Here is a 20230-nt window from a genome sequence, read left to right as displayed (position 1 = left end):
AGTTAAATGGTTAAGCCGCCATCTGCAGTAATCACTGCTCCGGTGGTGTAAGACGCTCCTGGTGAGGCAAGGTATAAGGCGGTCGCTCCGATTTCCTCTGGCGTTCCTATACGTTTAATGGGTAATTGGCGAAGCGTATGTTGAAGGATTTTATCATTGGACCAAAGCGCCTCCGAAAACTTCGTCTTGATCAATCCCGGACAAATGGCGTTCACGCGGATGTTGAAGTCGCCCCATTCTTTGGCAAAAGCCTTCGTCATCGAAATAAGCGCCGCCTTACTCACACTATAGATCCCTAGACCAGGTTCAGGGGAAATACCGCCCACAGAGCTAATGTTAATCACCGACGCATTAGCAGATTTTTGCAAATGAGGCAGACATAAACGCATTAACTCGAATGGAGCCTTCAGGTTCACGTTCATAATCTTATCGAAAGCATCCAGCGTGGTTTCGTGAATAGGGCCAAAAGTCGGATTAGTCGCCGCATTATTCACAAGAATATCTATTTGACCGTATTTGGCAATCGTCTCCGAAACTAATGAAGCCAATTGATCCATCTTACCCACATGACACGCAATGCCTGTCGCCTCATATCCTTTGTCCCGCAATTCCTGGGCTAACTGATCTAAGGTAGGTTGGTCCCGACTACTGATGACCACCTTGGCTCCAGCCTCCGCAAAAAACTCTGCAATACTGAATCCGATTCCCTTGCTAGCGCCCGTAATGAGGGCTACTTGATTCTTCAATGAAAATGCCTGCATATTCTAGTCTATTTTTAAACAATTTAAAGAAATAATATGGTAATTTACGCAACCAACCCTGGAAAAAACACACTATGAAACAAGTCGTATTTCACGAAACCGGATTACCCGAAAATGTCCTTCATTTAGAAGAAATCGAAAAGCCTACACCGGCGGCAAAGGAAGCGCTCATCCGCATCACTGCTCGTAATATCAATCCTTCGGATATGATGTTTGTGCAAGGTTTATATGGCATTACGCCTCAACTACCTAGTAGTGCGGGGTTTGAAGCCTCTGGTGTGGTGGAAGAATCGGCTACTTTCCCCAAAGGAACCCGTGTGATGTTTACCTCTGTAGGAACGTGGAAAGAATATACCTGTGTGCCGGATGCGGGATTGATTCCCATTCCTGACGGTATGACAGATGAGGTGGCTTGCCAGGCATTCGTGAATCCGGTGACGGCTTATGGGATGTTAGAGACATCTTGTTTGCAAAAAGGGGGTTCTTTATTGATTACGGCCGGGGCATCTGCCTGGGGTAAAGTCGTGATTCAATTAGCGGCTATGCGTGGTATTCACGTCATCGCTACGGTAAGGCAAGCAGATCAGAAGCAAACTTTATTGGATTTAGGCGCTACGGCGGTTATTGATGTCGCTACAGATAGTTTAACTAAAAAGGTAAGAGACATTTTCCCCGAAGGAGTGGATTATGTATTTGATGCGGTAGGAGGTGATCAAGGGGCCAAAGCCTTGAATTGCCTTAAAACTGGCGGAAAGATGCTTGTTTTTGGCCTATTAAGTCAAGAACCCATTCCCCTTAATTCAGGTGTCTTAATCTTCAAAAAACTAAGTGTGGAAGGCTGGTGGTTGAGCTCGTGGTGGGAAGAATTAGGATCAGCAGGCATTCAAAAAGCGATAAAAGCCGTTTTCTCTTTGTTGCTGAGCCAAGAAATCAAATTGGATATACAGGCAACTTATCCTTTGGAACAATTCAAGGAAGCAATAATTGCTTATCAGACGCATGGAAGAACGGGAAAAATACTATTGATGTAAGGAATCAGCCTCTACAGGCTGATCATCGGGTTCGTGGGTATTTCGGCCATCGGTCGGAATACCATCACCGATAACTTCATAGGAAAATTTATCTCCGGCGAGGGTTACTTCTACATTATACAAAAAAGTACCTTCCGGCTCCTTCGTTTTCAATACACCAGTATATAAAGAATCACTCTTTTGAACTAAAGAAACATCCAAGACATTCACATCTGTAACGTGCTCTTTTTGAAGATTTTGCAACCACAAATCGCGCACTTCTGCTTCGATTTCAGTAGACGATTTTTCACAAGAATTTAAGACGAACACGGAGGCTAATGCCAGTAGAAATACTCTAATCATGGTGCAAAAATGGGCATTTTTCGCGAAAAAAGGAAAAAGAAATTACTACATTTGATACATGATTGATTTACTGGATTTTATGGATGCTGGTATACTCTGTGGATTACTCACCGTGTATATTTTGCTATTCAAAAAAAATGCCCTTCGATCATATTCAGATTATTTGTTATCTGTTTCCATCTTATGCCAAATCTGGGCAATATCACTTTTCATGTTCGTTTTCTCGGGCACGATACAGCAATTTCCTTATTTGTATAGAACAGCCGCTCCATTGACCTTTTTAGTACCACCACTAGGTTATCTGTACGTTAGGAGTGTCTTATACAATGAGAAAAAGTGGCAAGCTTATGATTTTCTACACTTATTACCCTTCCTGTTTTTTCTGATTAATTATTTGCCCTTTTTCCTAAGTCCACTCGATTACAAAGTAGAGATTGTGATGAAGACCATTCAGGACAAAAATTTTGGCATCGAAAAACAATTAGGATTTTTACCTGAAAGTGTATTCTATCTATTCAGACCTATTCAAGCCACTCTATACATCATTTTTCAATGGCGCCTCATTTTAACTTTCAATAGAAATAACCCTAATCAAACTATATCGGACCAACTTAAACGGGTTACACGTTGGTTAAGTACTTTTACTCTAGCTTCTTCTGGCTTCCTTGTGGCTTTTTTCATTGTTCTTGTCCTGTATTTTACGCAGGAAAATTTGTTTACTAGTTCTGAATTAACGCTTATCCCGAACATAATTTTAGTCATATCTCATTTTGCCGTATTCACCTATTTATTGATTAATCCCCAAGTATTGACCGGTTTACCTTTCATTCGCTACAAGGAAACACCTTCTAGTCTGGTTGAAAATGAAACAGTAAAAGTTCCGTTTATTCTTGAAAATTACTCTAAAGAGATTAAAGTTTTGGAGAAGTATTTCCAAACCCAAAAGACTTATTTACAACCTAATTTAGCCATTAGTCAAGTAGCTGTGGAAACCCAAATCCCGAATCGAGACCTGTCTTATATTATCAACAATTATTACCAAAAGCGCTTCAATGATTATTTAAACGAAATGCGCTTAACTCATTTCCTGTCGCAAATTGATGCGAATACCTTAGACAATTTAACCATCGAAGCTATCGCTTTCGACTCCGGTTTTTCTTCTAAAACTTCTTTCTACCGCGCATTCAACCGCTTTTACGGATGTACACCATCTGAGTACCTAGAAACGCTAAAAACGCCTAATTAAACTGTTTTTTGTTTCATCTTCCGAACTTGGGACTCCTGTTTTTAAAATGGAACAAATTTCTCTCTGGCTAAATCGTAGATTTAATTTCAGTTCTACGATACATGTTTCGACTCCTTTTCTTTTATTTAGTACTTGGTTGTTTTAGTGCCTCTGCTCAAAGCATCAGTCCTATGACGATCAATGTGGGTGGAGCGGCCAGTAAATCCCTTGACTACAGCATAGGCGAATCGACTTCCATTGCCTATTTCCATACAACGAATCAACTCAGTTTAAGTTCTGGATTTATTCAATCCTTTACACCCTTAGTGACAGGTATCGTAAATCGGGTTTTCGAAGCAGGAGAGGAGTTCGTTCTTTCCCCTAATCCGGCAACCGAATATGTTCGACTTAAGGGTGCTTTGTCTAAACCTGGATTTGTCGAATTTCACTTAATAGACCAGCAAGGTCGCATTCTTGATACCTACCCAGCCACTTATTATATTAATTACCTCGAAAAGGAAATAAACATCACCCATTTACAAGGAGGCACTTATTTCATTCGATTGATCTATACGTCCTCAGACGATCTTAAACAAGCTATATCATTCAAATTCAGTAGAATAAACTAATGAAAAAATTCCTTACGTTCCTTTTATTATTCGTTTCTGTCCTAGCCTTTTCCCAAAACAATGGCATCAACTTCCAAGGCGTTGGCAGAAACTCCTCAGGTGTAGTTTTAGCCACTCAGAAAATCAGCCTCCGCTTCTCTGTCATCCAAGGCTCTGAAACAGGAACGGTGGAATACGTGGAATCTAAAGAGGTCACCACTAACGCCCAAGGCATATTTTCCGTCGTAATCGGCGATGGAACCCAAATCTCAAAAACGGGAAACTTCACGGACATCAATTGGAAAATCAACCCTAAATTCTTAAAAGTCGAAATGGATCCCGCTGGAGGAACTAGCTTTGTAGCCATGGGAACCACCCGTTTACAATCCGTACCATTTGCCTATTACGCAAATGGAGTTAACGCAGATAACGTAGATGGCGTGTTATCTGCTTCCAAAGGAGGAACAGGTGTAGCTTCTATCTCAGCTTTGAAAACGGCTATAGGAGTGGATCAAATTAATAATACGAGCGATTTAGCGAAGCCGATTAGTACGGCGACGCAGGTGGCATTAGAAACGAAGGTTTCATCAGCAACATTTTCTACGACTTTGGCTACGAAAGCAAATGTGACAGATGTCGCTCTAAAAGCACCTTTAGAGTCCCCAACATTTACCGGAACTATATCTGGTATCACTAAATCGATGGTAGGGCTTTCAGAAGTAGCAAATACTGCTGACTTAGCAAAACCAATTAGTACGGCGACTCAAGAAGCGCTAGATACCAAAGTGTCTACGGCTACCTTTTCAACCACGGTTGCTACAAAAGCAAATGTAACTGACCTAGAACTTAAGGCAAATGCGACAGATCTAGCATTAAAAGCTCCCTTAGAATCACCCACATTTACTGGAACCGTTTCTGGTATTACAAAATTAATGGTAGGTCTTTCAGAGGTAGCGAATACTACTGACCTAGCAAAACCAATTAGTACAGCGACTCAGGAAGCATTAGACACGAAAGTTTCAACGGAGACATTTTCTACTACTGTTGCAACAAAAGAAAATGTAGCAAACAAATCCATAGCAACAGATTTAGGAGCTAATGAAACAAGTGATATTTTATTCCCGACTCAAAAAGCAGTGAAGACCTATGTGGACGGCCTCGTAAATTCTGGAGGAGTACAAGATGGAGGAATATTAACCAGACATCTAGCAGATTTAGCAGTTACAAATGCTAAATTGGCTACAGGAATTGACAAGTCAAAAGTGGGATTGGGTAACGTGGATAATACAGCGGATGTAGATAAACCCGTTAGTACGGCGACTCAAACAGCCTTAGATAATAAACTAGATGTAAGCACTGCAGAAGCAGCTTATGCCAGGGTAGATCAATCCAATCTTTTTCATAGAGATCAAGCCATAGAGGGTGGACTAACAGCGAATCGCATAAACCTTACAGGTTCCAATAATTCGTATATGGAAGGATTGCCAATTCCATTAAGTCAATATAATGGATTAAATATCTATAACGACCTTTTCGTAAGTATTGGGAAAACGACATCTGAAGATACAAATGGATGGGAGTTTGATATTTGGTCTAATAAATTAATTCTCCCAAATGGAACTGAAGTTAGAAGTGGTAATGCATCGGAAACCGTTTTTCAATTAAAGCCCGATACAGATTTTTCAATTAAAACAAGTACCGTTGACTTTGAAAATTTTGAATACGGGGAATCTGATCCTAGAGAACACGAACTGAAATACACCGCTGACGGGAAATTACGATTTTCCGACGGTTCCAGAATTTTCCCCTATATAAGCGATCAAGAGGCCGAATTAAAAGATATATTTAGTATTAGATCAAAAAATGGCGGATACATCGAATTAAAAACGACTTCAGAAGAGGAAGATCATTATTGGACATTCAAAGATGATGGAAAACTTGTCTTTCCTGATAGGACTACATTGGGCAAATATACTCTAAATGAAGATTTTTCAGCTTTTGAAATAAATAGCCCTACAAGTATTATTTTACAAAGTAGCCAGACTTTTGAAGATGAAATAACTATAAATGCTGGAATTGGTATTATCCAACAGGGCAACCAAGGTACTATAATTATGAGGACTCGAGACTTAGATTCAGATGAGCAGGAAAACTTTTGGCAATTTGATTCTCAAGGAGTGTTATCTTTTCCAGATGGAAGTGTAATGGGTAAATTTGAACTTGAGGAAGATATTTCAACTTTTACGATTTTAAGTAATAGCGGTATTTTCTTAAGTAGCGGTGAATTAACTGAGAATGTAAATAAAGTTGCAAGTGTACGAATTTCTGGAGATGAAAATAGAGGAAAAGTATTGATAACCACAGAAACTAATTTAGAAAGTGAAATTTTCAACAGTTGGACATATGATTCTGAAGGTATGTTAACTTTTCCTGATGGAACAACATTAGCTGGGAATTATTCAGGTTCAACTTATTTTGAATTAACAGGTGGGAATAATGATGGATTTAAAATCATAAATGGTGATGATCCTGCAAATCCTAAAACATGGACATTTAGTTTAGATGGGAATATGATATTTCCTGGTGGAGATTACATTGAAAATGACACTTATCGATTTGGAATTACGACAGAAAATAAAAGATTTCAAGTGGGAATTTCAGATAGTCCCAATATGAGTGCATTTTATTGGACATTTGGAGTAGACGGCAAATTAGAATTTCCAGATGGTTCGAAATTTGGAGCTCCAGAAGGTGAGGGTACAACTGGTTTTATTGCCTCTGACAATACTTCATTTTTGATTGAGACAAATAGTACATCAAATAATTCCATAACTTTTAACGAATGGGATTTTACCAAAGATGGAGCACTAGTTTTCCCGGATGGCACCATCACTTCAGGCTCTATCTCAGGAACAGTTAACTTTGGATTTGATACGAGGGCGACAGAAAATGGGTTTTCTATATTAACAGGGACCACTAGTTCATCTACTCAAATATGGACATTTGGAACAGATGGTGTTTTGAATTTACCTGCAGGGGGAGATATAAAAATTGGAGGAAATTCTGTCTTATCAGGGAACTTTAATTTTTTTACAGAAGAGTTTGGGATCGCTGGAGGGTCACAAAAAGGAGATGATTTAATCGGTACAAATCCTAATGTTTATTCAGTAGGATCGGAATCTATTATATTACCTTTATCACATATTCCTATATCTAATAATCATATTTCAGTTACAATTAATAACGAAAGGATATCAAAAAATTTATTTGGTCTTTCAGGGAATCTATTATTTTTTAACGATGTAAATTTCGGCAATTTTGGATTGCCTCGGTATAATATTTTTATAGATTATCAATATTAAAATTAACAATATGAAAAAAAAACTCGCCATCCTCGCAACTCTGGCTTTAATGTCTTTCGCCGCAGAAAAATACATCGCCGTGCGATTTACTGAGCCTCAATTGAACTACCATTGGCGTAATTTAGAGAACGTTAAGAAAATGGTAGACGAGAGTAATTTACCTCACGCACAGGTGAAGTTCATTATTAAATCGATCGACAGTTTGCAGAATGACATCAAGAAGACCGCTCGATTAGATTCAGCTATTTCAAATCCGGCACCTAAAAAGAAATAGGTTTAAAACCTCAACCCATCATCCTTACCCGTCGAGAAAGCCTTCGAGTAATCGATTTTGCGAACCTGCCCAGCGATGTAATTAATCCCTTGCAACAAATGATTCAAGTAGGTCGGTTCTTGGTAGTTTTCTTTCGCGTGGCCTAGGGTGGTGACCCAGATGTGGCCGCCTTGGAAGTGTTGGGTCCAGACCGCTGGGAAATAGTCCCCATAGACGCCTTTGTGTTTTGTGATGAGTTCTTTTTGAGACGGGTCTAAGGTAGTCACGTCGTGCATCATTAATGTTTGGATGCCTGGGTAGAGTTCAAAGCCAAAATAGCATTCGTCTTCCTTCGTCCATTTCAAAGGGACACCTTGTAGAGATGGGTGGGAAGGAGCGATGTTGATGACCGAGAAGGGTTGGAATTTCGCGTGCCAGGAGAACGATTCACCTACCATCGATTTGAACCAGCTCCATTTGCGTTCTGTGCCCGTTACCGAGTGCACGCCCACGAATCCGCCACCGGCTTCGATGTAGCGGCGGAAAGCGACGCGCTGAGCGTCCGTGTCGAAGACGTCGTTGTTAGTGGAGGTGAAGATGATGACTTTGTATTTGGCCAAATTCTTTTCTTCAAACACCACTGGATCAGCCGAAACATCCACTTGAAAGTGATTTTCAGAGCCTAACTTCTGAACCGCTGCTACCGCAGAGGGAATATTATCGTGCACGTAGCCAGGGCCATTTTTCGTGTACACAAGAACCGAATAAGAAGTCTTTTGCGCGAATGATGCGAAATATGCAAAAGCAAAAAGCAGAAATAATGTAGTTAATCTCATTTTACGCCGTATTGATCAATTAAATAGATGATGGCTGCCATGTTCACGGCGCCTAAATGTAATTCTCTTTTGTTTACGTTTTCGAACACGTCCGTCTTTGCATGGTGTAAATCGAAATAGCGTTGGCTGTCTGGGATAAGTCCAGCTAAGATGGATTCTTTATTGATGCCGGCCATCGGGGCAATGTCCGTACCGCCACCGCCAAAAGTAATCTCAGAACCATAAGGCTTTAATAGGGGAGTCCAGGTTTGAAATCTGGCGAATTGAGCAGGAGGGGCCGTAATTCCGATGGAACGAGGAGTGAAGCCACCCTCATCACTTTCGATGACAAAAATGTGGTTCTCCTTGTTAATTTTAGCTTGGTTCGCATATTCCTTGCCACCGCGCGCGGCATTTTCTTCATTTGCGAATAGGACAAAACGGATGCTACGCTTTGGTTTGTAGTTTAACGCTTTCATGACGCGCAACACTTCCATCGTTTGGACGATGCCGGCGCCATCATCGTGTGCGCCCTCATTCACGTCCCAGCTGTCTAAGTGACCACCTAGCGTGATGTATTGGTCTGGGAATTCAGATCCGCTGATTTCTGCAATTACGTTGTTGTCATCCGCATCTGGAAGGAAGAAACCGTAGGTTTGTACTTGGGCTTTGATGGTTCCTTTTTTGGCCAAAGAATATAGCATCTTCGCATCATTCGGACCTAAAGCCACCGCTGGAATCTTCGGATATGCTTCATCATACACCATCACACCGGTATGCGGCTCATTATCCGGCGCCGTACTCAGTGAATGAATTAACACCGCCACTGCACCATATTTCGCGGCTTTACTCGCACCAGAACGGCGAAAAGCGCCACTTTCACCATACGCTTTAAACGTCTGAATCTTCGTCGGATCAAAAACACTGTGGAAATAAACAATCTTGCCTTTCACCTCTTCCTTGCGCTTCTCTAATTCTTCGAAACTAGCCACTGCGACCACTTCTGCCTCGATTAATCCATTCGAACCAAGGGAATTCCCTAAGGCCAAAGCCGCCAATGGTTGCATTCTCGCCTCACCATTCACCCCCGTAATCGCCACAAAATCATTCCCACCGCGTTTCCAATTAGGCGTCTTGCACGGCTGCAAGAACACTTTATCTGGACCCATCGCCTCTAAACTTTTCTTCCCCCAAATCACCGCATTCTGTGCCTGCGGAGAACCGGCTAATCGCCCACCAATCTTTTTGGTCAATTCATACAATAAGTCATAGGCCTTTCCGTTCGTCATGATCTCGTCAGACATCTTCTTGATGAAGAGGGAGTCTGTGTTTGCCTGGGCGTTAGAAAATAGGGGAAGGAGTAATAAGGGTAGGAAACGGAAATTCATAGACAGTTTATAAAAAGTGTGTTTAAAGATAGTAATTATTAGGTAAATTTAGTCGCTAGTCGATAGTCCGGAGGGAATGAGTCTGAAGTCCAAAGGGAAAATTTACCATTCACCATTCACCATTATCTCCTCTCTATGCTCTCTTATCTATAATCTCAATAAATATGAAAAAACTACTAATACTCTTATTCCTTTGTTCTATAAATGCCAAAGCCCAATCCTTCCAAGGGATACTCAAAAAAGCCACCGAAATCGCTTCAGGTGCACAAAAAACAGGCTTAAGTTCCGATGATATCGCCAACGGCCTAAAAGAAGCCTTGCGGGTAGGTGCCGAAAAAGGCTGCGCAAACCTGGCTAAACCGGATGGATTCTTCAAAAATGCTGCCCTTAAAATCCTCATGCCACCAGAAGCCGCTAAAGTCGAAAGCACTCTCAGAAGTGTGGGCTTAAACCAATTCGCGGACGATTTCATCCTTAGTATGAACCGCGCGGCAGAAGATGCTTCAGCGACCGCTGCACCCATCTTTGTGAACGCTATCAAACAAATAACCATTACGGATGGGCTGACTATTTTACGAGGCGACGAAACAGCAGCTACATCTTTTTTGCGCTCAAAAACCGCTTCAGAATTGAAATCCAGTTTTAATCCCATCATAAAAACATCCTTAGACAAAGTAAACGCCACCAAATACTGGGAAAGAGCCATCACAGCCTACAATGCCATTCCATTCAGTAATAAGAAAATCAACCCTGATCTAGGTGCATACGTTACAGAGAAGGCGATGGAGGGAATCTACAGCGAAATAGCAAAACAAGAGAAGGATATCCGTGCGAATCCGATGGCACGGACGACTGAGTTGCTGAAGAGAGTGTTTGAGAAATAGGATGGAAAATAATAGAATCAATTACATCGATTATAGTTTAACTGATTTAGAACAAGACTGCTGGTCGCGTTTAGTCACGGGTGCCAAGAAAAGCAGAACACCCTTTCATACGCCTTGCGTGGCCACTTTAGGTAATGGCGAAGTGAGTTTGCGAACCGTTGTTTTACGTAAGACTTTGCCAGAAGAAAGAGAATTGCGTTTCCATACGGATATCAGAAGTCCTAAATGGAATGAATTATTGATTAATCCATCCATAAGTGCCCTCTTTTATGATTCCGAAGAACGCATTCAATTACGCGTAAAAGGGAAAGCGGTATTACATCATACAGATGATTTGACGGCCAAAGCCTGGCAAACCACCTCTCTTTCCAGCAGAAAATGTTATTTAACGCTCTATAGCCCTTCCAATTTGGTCGATTCATCGACAAGCGGACTTTCAGAAGACATCGAACAAGAGAACTTTACATTAGCTGAAAGTGAAGTGGGTTACGAAAACTTTGGCATTGTGTCCATTCACGTTCAATCCTTCGATTGGCTGTGGCTGAACCATGCAGGACATCGAAGGGCTTTCTTCGATTATGAAGAGGGGAGTTTTCAGTGGATGATACCTTAAGGCACAAAAAAAAGCCTCAGATTTCTCTGAGGCTTTTCAATTAGAAGTGATCCCGCTGGGATTCGAACCCAGGACCCATACATTAAAAGTGTATTGCTCTACCAACTGAGCTACGGAATCATTCAAGCCGAGGCTTGGTATATAAAAATGGTCCACTCTGGAACCGAAAGGAAGTTCAACCACTGGTTGACCTTCGTTTGCAAAAGAGTAACTTTTTCCCCTTATTGCGGTGCAAAACTAGCACCCTTTTTTAAATAATGCAAGCCCTTTCTCTAAATAAAATTATATTTCTTGTGATTTTTTCTTTTGGTTTTGGCCAAAGAGCTTATTCCCAAATAGATAGAAATCAACTCGCATTAGCAGATTCTTTGTTTAAGGCGAATAGACTTTTGCGTGCAGAGAAAATTTACGTGTCCCATTTAAAGACCAAACCGCGCGATTCCGAAAATATTAAATTAAAACTAGCCTATATCGCAAAAGCAAAAAACGATTGGTTGAAGGAATTATACTATTTATCGAGTATACAGGCGACGAATGCGCGGCCGGAAATATCGAAGCGTTTGGAGGAAATAGGAGAGAAGCAGGGGCTGAACGGCTTTAAAATGAGCCTTTGGGATCAGATTTATTGGCTTTACTTTAAATTCTTCCCATTCTTGCTGGGCTTTCTCTTATTGATAGCCTTGTATGGGGCTGGAATTTTGACCTATTCCGTCTTTCAAAAGAAAGTGATCCGCACTAGTCAATTCACCTATTTAATCCTTTATATCGCTTTTATTGGGCTTTTTGCGAACTTTCCGGGTTTTTTAAATTATGGAATTATTACCAAAGACAAGTCCTACATGCGCGACTTTCCGTCATCTGCCGCACCGGTAGAGCGTCTTTTAAAGAAGGGAAATCGGATTAATTATTGGTTTACCCGTGATATTTGGGTGTATAGCCTGATTGAAAGTCAGCAAGGATACGTGAAAGAAGATGATTTCTTGCCTATTAACTAGAATCTAGAGGTGCAAAATTTGGAAACTTAAGTCCAAAATGATTTCGCGGTCTGTCTCCGCACTGCCGATAACCCCTTTTACTTTTAAATCAGCGTTCTTCACAGCCTCAATAATACGAACGACCTTCGCTAAAGGGTAATTTCGCGCCGCTGTCGTATAATCACGCACAAAATAAGGGTTCACTCCAATCAGCTTCGCAATCTCCCCGTCAGAGACATTTCCCACATCGTGGACCTGCAATACCTTAGAAAAGAAATTAAACAATAAGACAAGCATGGGTGCGGCAGGATTCTGCTTCGCGTTTTCTGCAAAGTGGAAGGCAATTTTCTGTGCTTTTTCGGTATTGCGCTGGATGATCGCTTTTTGGAACTCAAAATAATTGTATTCCCGGCTAATACCGATGTATTTCTCCACCTCTGCAGAACCTACTTCAGCGCCAGCAGGCACATTCACGGCTAATTTATCTGCCTCGTGCGCCATTCTAGACAAATCCGCACCCACATACGAAACCATCAATTCGACCGTAGAAGGCTGAATTTTGATCCCTTTTTGACCCAAATAATCCACTAACCAAGCTCCTAATTTATCTTCCGACACTTTCTTCGATGTGACAATCACACCGTGCTTCACCAGCGCAGAAAACACCTTTGATTTATCAGAAAGCAAGGATTTAACGGTTAAAACAAGTAGGGTAGAGGGCGTCGGATTCGCGCAATAATCTTCCCAAACCTTTAAATCATCATCTTTAGCCTTCGCATTTTCCTTCGCTTTCGCCATCGCCTCGATGAACGCCGCCTCCTTCACAATCACCACTTGACGCTCCGCCATCATCGGATACCGACGCGCCGTTGCCATAATAGATCCTAGACTATGATCTTTGCCAAAAAGGACAAATTGATTAAAACTCTGCTGATCCTCCGGCAACACCTGCTTTTCAAAAGCATCCACCAGCTGATCAATCAAATAGGGCTCATCACCATGCAATAAATAAATAGGAGCCAGTTTTTTCTGCTTAATATCCTTTAAAACTTCTTGAGCGCTCTGTTGCATAGGTTAATTTAGTTAAACAAAAATAGGCAAAAGCTAAGGGATGGAAAAATATCTCAAGTATTTCCCGTAGGTTTGCAGGCAAAAAAACAGCTCAAACCATGCCAATTGCAAAAAATAACGTCGTATTCATCTCGTATCAACTTGCATTTCCAGATGAAGATGGACAACCAGATGTTGTAGAAATCGTAGATGAAAAAGAACCGATGGTCTTTATTCATGGCCTTAGCGGCTTACCTGAAGCGTTTGAAAAGAACCTTTTAGGCTTAAACGAAGGCGACACTTTCGATTTCAGTATCTCAGCAGAAGACGCTTACGGTAACGTGGATCCGAACGCGATCATCCAATTACCTAAATCCATTTTCCAAGCCGAAGGTCAATCCGCTGACGATATCCTTCAAATCGGAAACTTCATCCCGATGACAGACGACCAAGGAAACCGTATGCAGGGATTAGTCGTTTCCATCGAGGGAGAAACGGTCACTATGGATTTTAATCACCCATTAGCGGAGAAAACCTTAATGTTCCAAGGAAAGATCTTAAAAATTAGAGAAGCTACTCCAGAAGAAATTGCCCACGGCCACGTGCATGGGGATGGGGGAGTTCATCATTAAAACAAAAGGGGATCGAATTCGATCCCCTTTTGTTTTAATAGAGTAGAGAGAGTAGATAGAGTAGAGATTATAGATAATAGAGTAGAGAGAAATAATCCGATTCTAATCGTTTGCGTATTATCTATGCTCTATACTCTATTATCTCTACTCTCGTTTCATATTCAGAATTATAGCCGAGCTATAATTCTGAATATGAAACCACCTCAACCCCGAACTTCCTCAAAAAGTCAACTCCCTCATCAGACGCCAAGCCTTTATAGGCCGCATAGGAATTCAAGAAGATCACTTTCTTAATCTTCATGCTGTAAATAATTCGCGCACAGGAGATGCAAGGGGATAAAGTCACATAAATCGTAGAGCCTTCTACGGATACACCATTCTTAGAAGCATATAAAATCGCATTTTGCTCTGCGTGTAAAGCTAAAGAACAGCTTCCTTTGGAATCACGGGGACAACCTTCCTCGCCAAATTCATCATCACAGTTGTGCGTTCCAGCGGGAGGCCCGTTGTAACCGATCGAAATAATACGGGTATCTTTAGTTAATACGCAGCCCACTTGAGCGCGGGTGCAATGAGAACGAAGCGCCAGATTCTGAGCCAGTTCCATAAAGATTACATCAAACGAGGGCTTTTTCATAGGCATAAAAAAATCCCATAAAGGGATTTTATGTAGCGGGGAGCAGAATCGAACTGCCGACCTTTGGGTTATGAATCCAACGCTCTAACCATCTGAGCTACCCCGCCAAATTATGGTGCAAAGGTAAGCGTTCCCTCCTTAGAACACAAATATTTTCACAATACTTATTAATTTTGCACAGGATTTGGGATTTAGCCCAGAGTTAATACCTTTGTTCACAGGTAGTTTTACAGGTATTTTAATCTACAACATTATGTCACAAACTCCATATACTTTTGAATATGAGATCAAAGCGTCGCCTAAGGTGCTTTATCCTTACTTAAGTAGTCCATCCGGATTACAACAATGGTTTGCTGACAAAGTAATTGTTCGTGGAAGCGCTGAATTGCATTTCTATTGGGATAATGAAAATCATCCGGCCTTGGTATTACCTGGGAAAGCAAATAAATCAGTCAAATTCGATTTCATAAAAGGGGATTCTGAACCTGGAAAGCACATTATCGAATTAAGCTTGGATGTAAGTGAAGTTTCTAATACCACCTATCTAACGGTTATTGATGGCGCATCGACCTTTAAAACGGACGCTGATGCAGAAGAATTGTGGGATTATTTAATTGATAAGCTGAAAGAAATCGTCGGTAGTTAGGATGCGTAAGATTGATAAATTAGTACTGCAGGCGTTTTTTGGACCGTTCTTTTTGACACTTCTCGTTGTCATCTTTATATTCCTTTTGCGTTTAGTGTTATTTTACTTTGCTGATCTTTTTGGCAAGGATTTAGGGGCTTTTGTCTATGTGGAGCTCTTTTTCTACTTCTCGTTGATTACAATTCCATTAGCGATGCCGCTTTCAGTACTGCTTTCTTCTTTAATGACTTTTGGGAAACTAGGCGAGAACTTTGAATTGACGGCTTTGAAAAGTGCAGGGATTTCCATTTTCCGCATTATGCGTCCAATTTTAGTCTCTGCAGTATTTTTAAGCCTATTTATGTTTTGGTTTATGAACGTGGCTTTGCCGTGGGCGAATATCAAAGGTTGGAGTTTGCTGTATGACATTAAGACAACTAAAACGACTTTAAACATAAAGGAAGGCATTTTTTACACGGATTTGACCGGCTATTCCATTAAAGTAGGGAAGAAGTACCCGGATAATAAGACTCTGAAAAACCTGATTATTTACGATCACACACACAATGATGGTAATCGCCACGTGACGTTGGCGGATTCTGCTTTGATGTATACCATTATGAACAAACGCTATTTAGTGTTTGAATTGTTTAATGGCAAGGATTACTTGGAAGATGCGGACCAGGGTTCGGTAGTAAATCCGACGGAATTAGCGGTGCACGATTTTAAGAAAAGTAAGGTGGTGATGTCGCTGGCGGTGTTTGATCTCCAAAAAACGGATGAGCAGCAATTCGCCCATCACGAGATTATGCGCAACAATAATCAGCTGGCAGATGATGCAGATTCACTTTCGAATACGATTTCTATTGTAAGAAGAGGATTTTTCAAATCGTCTTCCATTAATTTCCTGTACCATGTAACCCCGGTGAAGAAAACCTTGCAATTCTTTCAGAATACCGATTGGATTAAGCCTCGTTTAGCGAAGGGTTTGGCAGCTAAAAACCCTGTACCCTACGATTTAGCTGCACAACAGGCAAAAAACATGATGACCTCCGGTGAAACGAATAAGGCCATATTAGAGGATTATGAATCGAAATTAAATAAAACGAATCTAGAGTGGCACCATAAGTTCACGAATGCCATTGCCATTTTGGTGATGTTCCTGATTGGTGCACCGCTAGGAGCCATTATTAAGAAGGGTGGATTCGGCGTGCCGGTTGTGGTCGCAGTTTCCTTCTTTATATTATTGTATATATTAACGCAACAAGGCGATAAGATGGCCAAAGAAGGCGCCTTAATCATCCAGATAGGAGCGTGGCTTGCGAATGGCATATTAGCTCTCATTGGAGCCTACTTCCTAAAGATCGCCTTAGCGGATTCTCGCTTGTTCGAAACGGACTTCTATCGGGTGGTTTGGGATAGATTAAAAAGCAAACTGGGGCGTGTCAAAACAGAAGCCTAGAACATTTGTTTATTAGCAAGAAAAAGAGTACTTTTGCAAATTCAATAATTATTTTAAACTTAAACTGGTAAAAGATGTATTTGTCACCTGAGAAAAAACAAGAAATTTTCGAAGCAAAAGGGAAAGCAAAGTCTAAGATCGATACTGGTTCTGCTGAGTCGCAAATTGCGTTATTCACGTACAGAATCAATCACTTGACTGAGCACCTTAAGAAAAACAAGAAAGACCACAGCACACGCTTAGGGCTTTTGAAATTAGTAGGTAAGCGTCGTAGCTTATTAGATTACTTAACTCGTACAGATATCTCACGTTACCGTGCGATTATCGCGGAATTAGGTATTCGTAAATAATAAAAAGAGGGCTTCATTTCGGTGGAGCCCTCTTTTATTCCCCCGCTGTAAACGTTTGAATCGTTCAAACAAAACTTAAATCACGCGAGGTTGCGTGAAATTTATTCAGAAACGTATGTCATTTAACATCATTACAAAGCATATTTCAATGCCTGACGGCAAAGAAGTCTCGATTGAAACAGGCAAATTAGCCAAGCAAGCGGACGGAGCTGTCGTTATTAAGTCAGGAAATATGATGTTGTTAGCTACGGTAGTGGCTAACAAAGAGGCCAAAGAAGGAGTTGATTTCCTTCCTTTATCAGTAGACTATCAAGAAAAATTTGCGTCAAATGGACGTATCCCTGGAAGTTTCTTAAAAAGAGAGGCACGCCTTTCCGATTATGAAATTTTGATCTCTCGTTTAGTAGACCGCGCATTGCGCCCTACTTTCCCAGATGATTACCACGCAGATGTTCAAGTGTTAATCAACTTGATCTCAGCAGATTCAGAAGTATTACCAGATGCATTTGTCGGTTTAGCGGCAGCTGCAGCCTTAGCTGTTTCCGATATTCCATTCAATGGTCCTATCTCTGAGGTTCGCGTAGCGAAAATCAACGGCGAATACAAAGTAAATCCAAGCGTAAGCGAATTAGCTGGAGCTTCCTTAGAATTAATCGTGGCGGCAAACGCAAACGATATTTTAATGGTTGAAGGCGAAGGAGACGAAGTTTCTGAAGCTGAAATGCTAGAAGCTTTACGTATCGCTCACGATGCAATCAAATTACAATGCGCGGCATTGAATGAATTGACTGTCGCTTGTGGCAAAACAGAAAAACGCGTTTATTCACATGAAACGCATGACGAAGAGTTACGTGCAGAATTGTGGAAAAACTACTACGAGAAATATTTAGCCGTAGCGAAATTAGCGAACCCGAAGAAAGACGAGCGTAAAGCTGGCTTCAAGGCAATCGTTGATGAATTCATCGCCTCTTTACCGGAAGATCACACCGTGAATATCGGTTTAGCAAAACACTATTTACACGATATCGAAAAAGAAGCAGCTCGCCAATTAGTATTGCAAGAGCGCTACCGTTTAGATGGTCGTAAATTGAATGAAATCCGTCAAATCACGTGTGAAGTAGATTATTTACCTACTCCTCATGGTTCGTCTGTTTTCACGCGTGGAGAAACTCAATCATTGACTACTGTTACTTTAGGTACGAAAATGGATGAGCAAATCATTGACCAACCGATGACACAAGGGTACAACAAATTTATGTTGCACTACAACTTCCCAGGCTTCTCTACAGGTGAGGTTAAACCAAACCGTGGGGTAGGTCGTCGTGAAGTAGGTCACGGAAACTTAGCGATGCGTGCGATTAAGAAGGTTTTACCTAAAATGGAAGACTTCCCTTATACTTTACGTATCGTTTCTGATATCCTAGAATCAAACGGTTCGTCTTCGATGGCGACAGTTTGCGCAGGTACTTTGGCATTAATGGACGCAGGTGTAAAAATCAAAGCGCCCGTTTCAGGTATCGCGATGGGATTAATTTCTGATTCAAAAACAGGTAAATACGCTGTATTATCTGATATCTTAGGTGATGAAGATCACTTAGGCGATATGGACTTTAAGGTAACAGGTACGGAAAACGGTATCACCGCTTGCCAAATGGACATCAAAGTACAAGGTTTATCTTACGAAGTTTTAGCGGAAGCACTTTCTCAAGCGAAAGAAGGTCGTTTACACATCTTAAACGAGATGAAGAAAGCGATTCCAGCTGTAAGAGAAGACTTCAAACCTCAGACTCCTCGTGCGACGGTTATCAAGATTATGAAAGACCAGATCGGTTCTGTAATTGGACCAGGTGGTAAAGTCGTACAAGATATTCAAAAACAATCAGGAGCAACCGTTACAATCGAAGAAAAAGAAGACGGCGGATACGTAAGTATCTTCTCTTCTAACGGAGATGCCATGGCGAAAGCGGTAAGTATGGTTCGTGGAATCGTTACTTTACCAGAAGTAGGAGAGGTTTATGAAGGAAAAGTAAAGAATATTCAAGCATTCGGAGCTTTTGTGGAATTTTTACCGGGTAAAGATGGTTTATTACATATCTCTGAGATTTCATGGGATCGCATCGACACGATGGACGGTGTTTTCAAAGAAGGAGATAAAGTAAAGGTTAAATTAGTCGAAGTAGATAAGAAAACGGGCAAATTCCGTTTATCTGCTAAGGTTCTTTTACCTAAGCCAGAAAAACCAGAGGCTCCAGCTGCTTCAGCTGAATAATAAAAATGTTTATCCAAGCGTCGCGCATTCGTGTGCGACGCTTTCATTCTGTTGTAAGATCTTATGAGACAGCTAAAAATTAGCAAACAAATTACCAACAGGGAAAGTCAATCGCTGGACAAATACCTTCAAGAGATCGGTAAAGTCGATTTATTGACTCCGGATGAAGAGGTAATCCTCGCGCAGAAAATCCGTGATGGGGATCAATTGTCTTTAGAGCGTTTAACAAAAGCGAACCTTCGTTTCGTGGTATCCGTTGCAAAACAATACCAAAACCAAGGTCTTAGCTTAGGTGACTTAATTAACGAAGGAAACTTAGGTTTGATCAAAGCAGCACAACGTTTTGATGAAACTCGTGGATTTAAATTCATTTCGTATGCCGTTTGGTGGATTCGTCAATCAATCCTTCAGGCTTTAGCAGAGCAATCTCGTATCGTACGTTTGCCATTAAATAGAGTAGGTTCTTTGAACAAGATTTCAAAAACATTCTCTGAACTAGAGCAAAAATTCGAGCGTGAGCCTTCACCAGAAGAATTAGCAGAGGTTTTAGAGATCTCAACCGGCGAAGTAGTAGATACCTTGAAAATTTCAGGTCGTCACGTTTCCATGGATGCCCCTTTCGTTCAAGGTGAAGAAAACTCGCTATTAGACGTATTAGAGAATGATTCAGAAGACAAACCAGATTCTGGCTTGATCAATGATTCCCTTCGTCGTGAAGTACAACGTGCCTTGTCTACCTTGACTCAACGTGAGGCAGATGTAGTTACCTTGTATTTCGGCTTAAATGGCGAACACGCAATGACTCTAGAAGAGATTGGCGAGAAATTTAATTTAACACGTGAGCGTGTAAGACAAATTAAAGAGAAAGCGATCCGTCGTTTACGACACACTTCTCGAAGCAAAGCACTAAAAACATATCTTGGATAATTTTTGAAAGCCTCTTATGAGG

At 41.1% G+C, this 20230-nt stretch carries 21 protein-coding genes and 2 tRNA genes; 14 read left to right on the top strand and 9 right to left on the bottom strand.

From position 1 onward, the window contains the following. Positions 1-2 precede the first annotated feature (2 nt). A complete protein-coding gene (locus G9X62_RS09725; protein WP_223130518.1) occupies positions 3-761 on the bottom strand; it encodes an SDR family NAD(P)-dependent oxidoreductase in 759 nt (252 codons plus the stop codon). 74 nt (positions 762-835) lie between these two features. Here G9X62_RS09725 and G9X62_RS09720 point away from each other — a divergent pair, with 74 nt between their 5' ends. After that, positions 836-1792 carry a zinc-dependent alcohol dehydrogenase family protein gene (locus G9X62_RS09720; RefSeq protein ID WP_223130517.1) on the top strand — a complete coding sequence of 319 codons (957 nt, stop codon included), beginning with the start codon at positions 836-838 and terminating at the stop codon, positions 1790-1792. Here the strand turns inward: G9X62_RS09720 and G9X62_RS09715 are convergent. Next, positions 1781-2134, bottom strand: a complete 354-nt coding sequence (locus tag G9X62_RS09715; protein ID WP_223130516.1) for a hypothetical protein — start codon at positions 2132-2134, stop codon at positions 1781-1783. The two genes, G9X62_RS09720 and G9X62_RS09715, sit on opposite strands and share 12 nt — an antisense overlap. Before the next feature lie 211 nt (positions 2135-2345). Between G9X62_RS09715 and G9X62_RS09710 the strand changes: the two genes are divergently transcribed. Together G9X62_RS09710 and G9X62_RS09705 are read left to right on the top strand one after the other, a co-directional pair. After that, complete coding sequence (locus tag G9X62_RS09710) at positions 2346-3380, top strand: helix-turn-helix domain-containing protein (protein ID WP_223130515.1); 1035 nt, start codon at positions 2346-2348, stop codon at positions 3378-3380. 101 nt (positions 3381-3481) lie between these two features. Further along, positions 3482-3988, top strand: a complete 507-nt coding sequence (locus tag G9X62_RS09705; RefSeq protein WP_223130514.1) for a T9SS type A sorting domain-containing protein — start codon at positions 3482-3484, stop codon at positions 3986-3988. A 115-nt stretch (positions 3989-4103) separates the two neighbouring features. On the opposite strand, the gene G9X62_RS09700 is transcribed toward G9X62_RS09705, so the two are convergent. Continuing rightward, a complete protein-coding gene (locus tag G9X62_RS09700; RefSeq protein ID WP_223130513.1) occupies positions 4104-4334 on the bottom strand; it encodes a hypothetical protein in 231 nt (76 codons plus the stop codon). Between G9X62_RS09700 and G9X62_RS09695 the strand changes: the two genes are divergently transcribed. Continuing rightward, the gene (locus G9X62_RS09695; RefSeq protein ID WP_223130512.1) at positions 4333-7329 is read left to right on the top strand and encodes a hypothetical protein; all 2997 of its coding nucleotides are present in this window, start codon (positions 4333-4335) and stop codon (positions 7327-7329) included. The genes G9X62_RS09700 and G9X62_RS09695 overlap by 2 nt on opposite strands. 10 nt (positions 7330-7339) lie before the next feature. Beyond that, a complete protein-coding gene (locus tag G9X62_RS09690; RefSeq protein WP_223130511.1) occupies positions 7340-7603 on the top strand; it encodes a hypothetical protein in 264 nt (87 codons plus the stop codon). Between the two features lie 2 nt (positions 7604-7605). On the opposite strand, the gene G9X62_RS09685 is transcribed toward G9X62_RS09690, so the two are convergent. Both G9X62_RS09685 and G9X62_RS09680 read right to left on the bottom strand, forming a co-directional pair. Next, complete coding sequence (locus G9X62_RS09685) at positions 7606-8418, bottom strand: ThuA domain-containing protein (RefSeq protein ID WP_223130510.1); 813 nt, start codon at positions 8416-8418, stop codon at positions 7606-7608. Continuing rightward, on the bottom strand, positions 8415-9785 hold the full coding sequence (locus G9X62_RS09680) for a M20/M25/M40 family metallo-hydrolase (protein WP_223130509.1): 1371 nt from the start codon (positions 9783-9785) through the stop codon (positions 8415-8417). Before G9X62_RS09680 ends, G9X62_RS09685 begins: the two co-directional genes overlap by 4 nt. Positions 9786-9949: 164 nt before the next feature. Between G9X62_RS09680 and G9X62_RS09675 the strand changes: the two genes are divergently transcribed. Continuing rightward, complete coding sequence (locus G9X62_RS09675) at positions 9950-10669, top strand: DUF4197 domain-containing protein (RefSeq protein ID WP_223130508.1); 720 nt, start codon at positions 9950-9952, stop codon at positions 10667-10669. Position 10670: 1 nt separating this feature from the next. Beyond that, the gene (locus G9X62_RS09670) at positions 10671-11282 is read left to right on the top strand and encodes a pyridoxamine 5'-phosphate oxidase family protein (RefSeq protein WP_223130507.1); all 612 of its coding nucleotides are present in this window, start codon (positions 10671-10673) and stop codon (positions 11280-11282) included. Between the two features lie 47 nt (positions 11283-11329). Here the strand turns inward: G9X62_RS09670 and G9X62_RS09665 are convergent. After that, positions 11330-11402: transfer RNA gene (locus G9X62_RS09665), tRNA-Lys, on the bottom strand. A 173-nt stretch (positions 11403-11575) separates the two neighbouring features. On the opposite strand from G9X62_RS09665, the gene G9X62_RS09660 reads away from it, so the two are divergent. After that, positions 11576-12277 (top strand): hypothetical protein, encoded by a 702-nt coding sequence (locus G9X62_RS09660; protein WP_223130506.1) that lies wholly within the window; start codon positions 11576-11578, stop codon positions 12275-12277. Between the two features lie 3 nt (positions 12278-12280). Here G9X62_RS09660 and holA read toward each other — a convergent pair whose 3' ends face one another. After that, a complete protein-coding gene (gene holA, locus G9X62_RS09655) occupies positions 12281-13327 on the bottom strand; it encodes a DNA polymerase III subunit delta (protein WP_223130505.1) in 1047 nt (348 codons plus the stop codon). A 98-nt stretch (positions 13328-13425) separates the two neighbouring features. On the opposite strand from holA, the gene G9X62_RS09650 reads away from it, so the two are divergent. Beyond that, positions 13426-13938: an FKBP-type peptidyl-prolyl cis-trans isomerase gene (locus G9X62_RS09650; protein ID WP_223130504.1), complete on the top strand. Its 513-nt coding sequence runs from the start codon at positions 13426-13428 to the stop codon at positions 13936-13938. A gap of 178 nt (positions 13939-14116) precedes the next feature. Here the strand turns inward: G9X62_RS09650 and G9X62_RS09645 are convergent, their stop codons facing one another. Together G9X62_RS09645 and G9X62_RS09640 are read right to left on the bottom strand one after the other, a co-directional pair. Continuing rightward, positions 14117-14575: a deoxycytidylate deaminase gene (locus tag G9X62_RS09645; protein WP_223130503.1), complete on the bottom strand. Its 459-nt coding sequence runs from the start codon at positions 14573-14575 to the stop codon at positions 14117-14119. A 33-nt stretch (positions 14576-14608) separates the two neighbouring features. Next, positions 14609-14682: transfer RNA gene (locus G9X62_RS09640), tRNA-Met, on the bottom strand. A gap of 146 nt (positions 14683-14828) precedes the next feature. Between G9X62_RS09640 and G9X62_RS09635 the strand changes: the two genes are divergently transcribed. The 5 genes from G9X62_RS09635 to G9X62_RS09615 all read left to right on the top strand — a co-directional run bounded on the left by G9X62_RS09635 (position 14829) and on the right by G9X62_RS09615 (position 20208). Further along, positions 14829-15221, top strand: a complete 393-nt coding sequence (locus tag G9X62_RS09635) for an START-like domain-containing protein (protein ID WP_223130502.1) — start codon at positions 14829-14831, stop codon at positions 15219-15221. 1 nt (position 15222) lies between these two features. Next, a complete protein-coding gene (locus G9X62_RS09630; protein WP_223130501.1) occupies positions 15223-16662 on the top strand; it encodes an LptF/LptG family permease in 1440 nt (479 codons plus the stop codon). 74 nt (positions 16663-16736) lie between these two features. Beyond that, positions 16737-17012 carry a 30S ribosomal protein S15 gene (gene rpsO, locus G9X62_RS09625; protein WP_223130500.1) on the top strand — a complete coding sequence of 92 codons (276 nt, stop codon included), beginning with the start codon at positions 16737-16739 and terminating at the stop codon, positions 17010-17012. A gap of 115 nt (positions 17013-17127) precedes the next feature. Beyond that, the gene (gene pnp, locus G9X62_RS09620; protein ID WP_223130499.1) at positions 17128-19281 is read left to right on the top strand and encodes a polyribonucleotide nucleotidyltransferase; all 2154 of its coding nucleotides are present in this window, start codon (positions 17128-17130) and stop codon (positions 19279-19281) included. A gap of 63 nt (positions 19282-19344) precedes the next feature. Further along, positions 19345-20208 carry a sigma-70 family RNA polymerase sigma factor gene (locus G9X62_RS09615; protein ID WP_109323139.1) on the top strand — a complete coding sequence of 288 codons (864 nt, stop codon included), beginning with the start codon at positions 19345-19347 and terminating at the stop codon, positions 20206-20208. Positions 20209-20230 lie beyond the last annotated feature (22 nt).

Source organism: Aquirufa lenticrescens, from assembly GCF_019916085.1.
Lineage (GTDB): Bacteria > Bacteroidota > Bacteroidia > Cytophagales > Spirosomataceae > Aquirufa > Aquirufa lenticrescens.
Note: the sequence above shows the minus strand (reverse complement) of the source record. Positions and strands in the feature narration are given on the sequence as shown.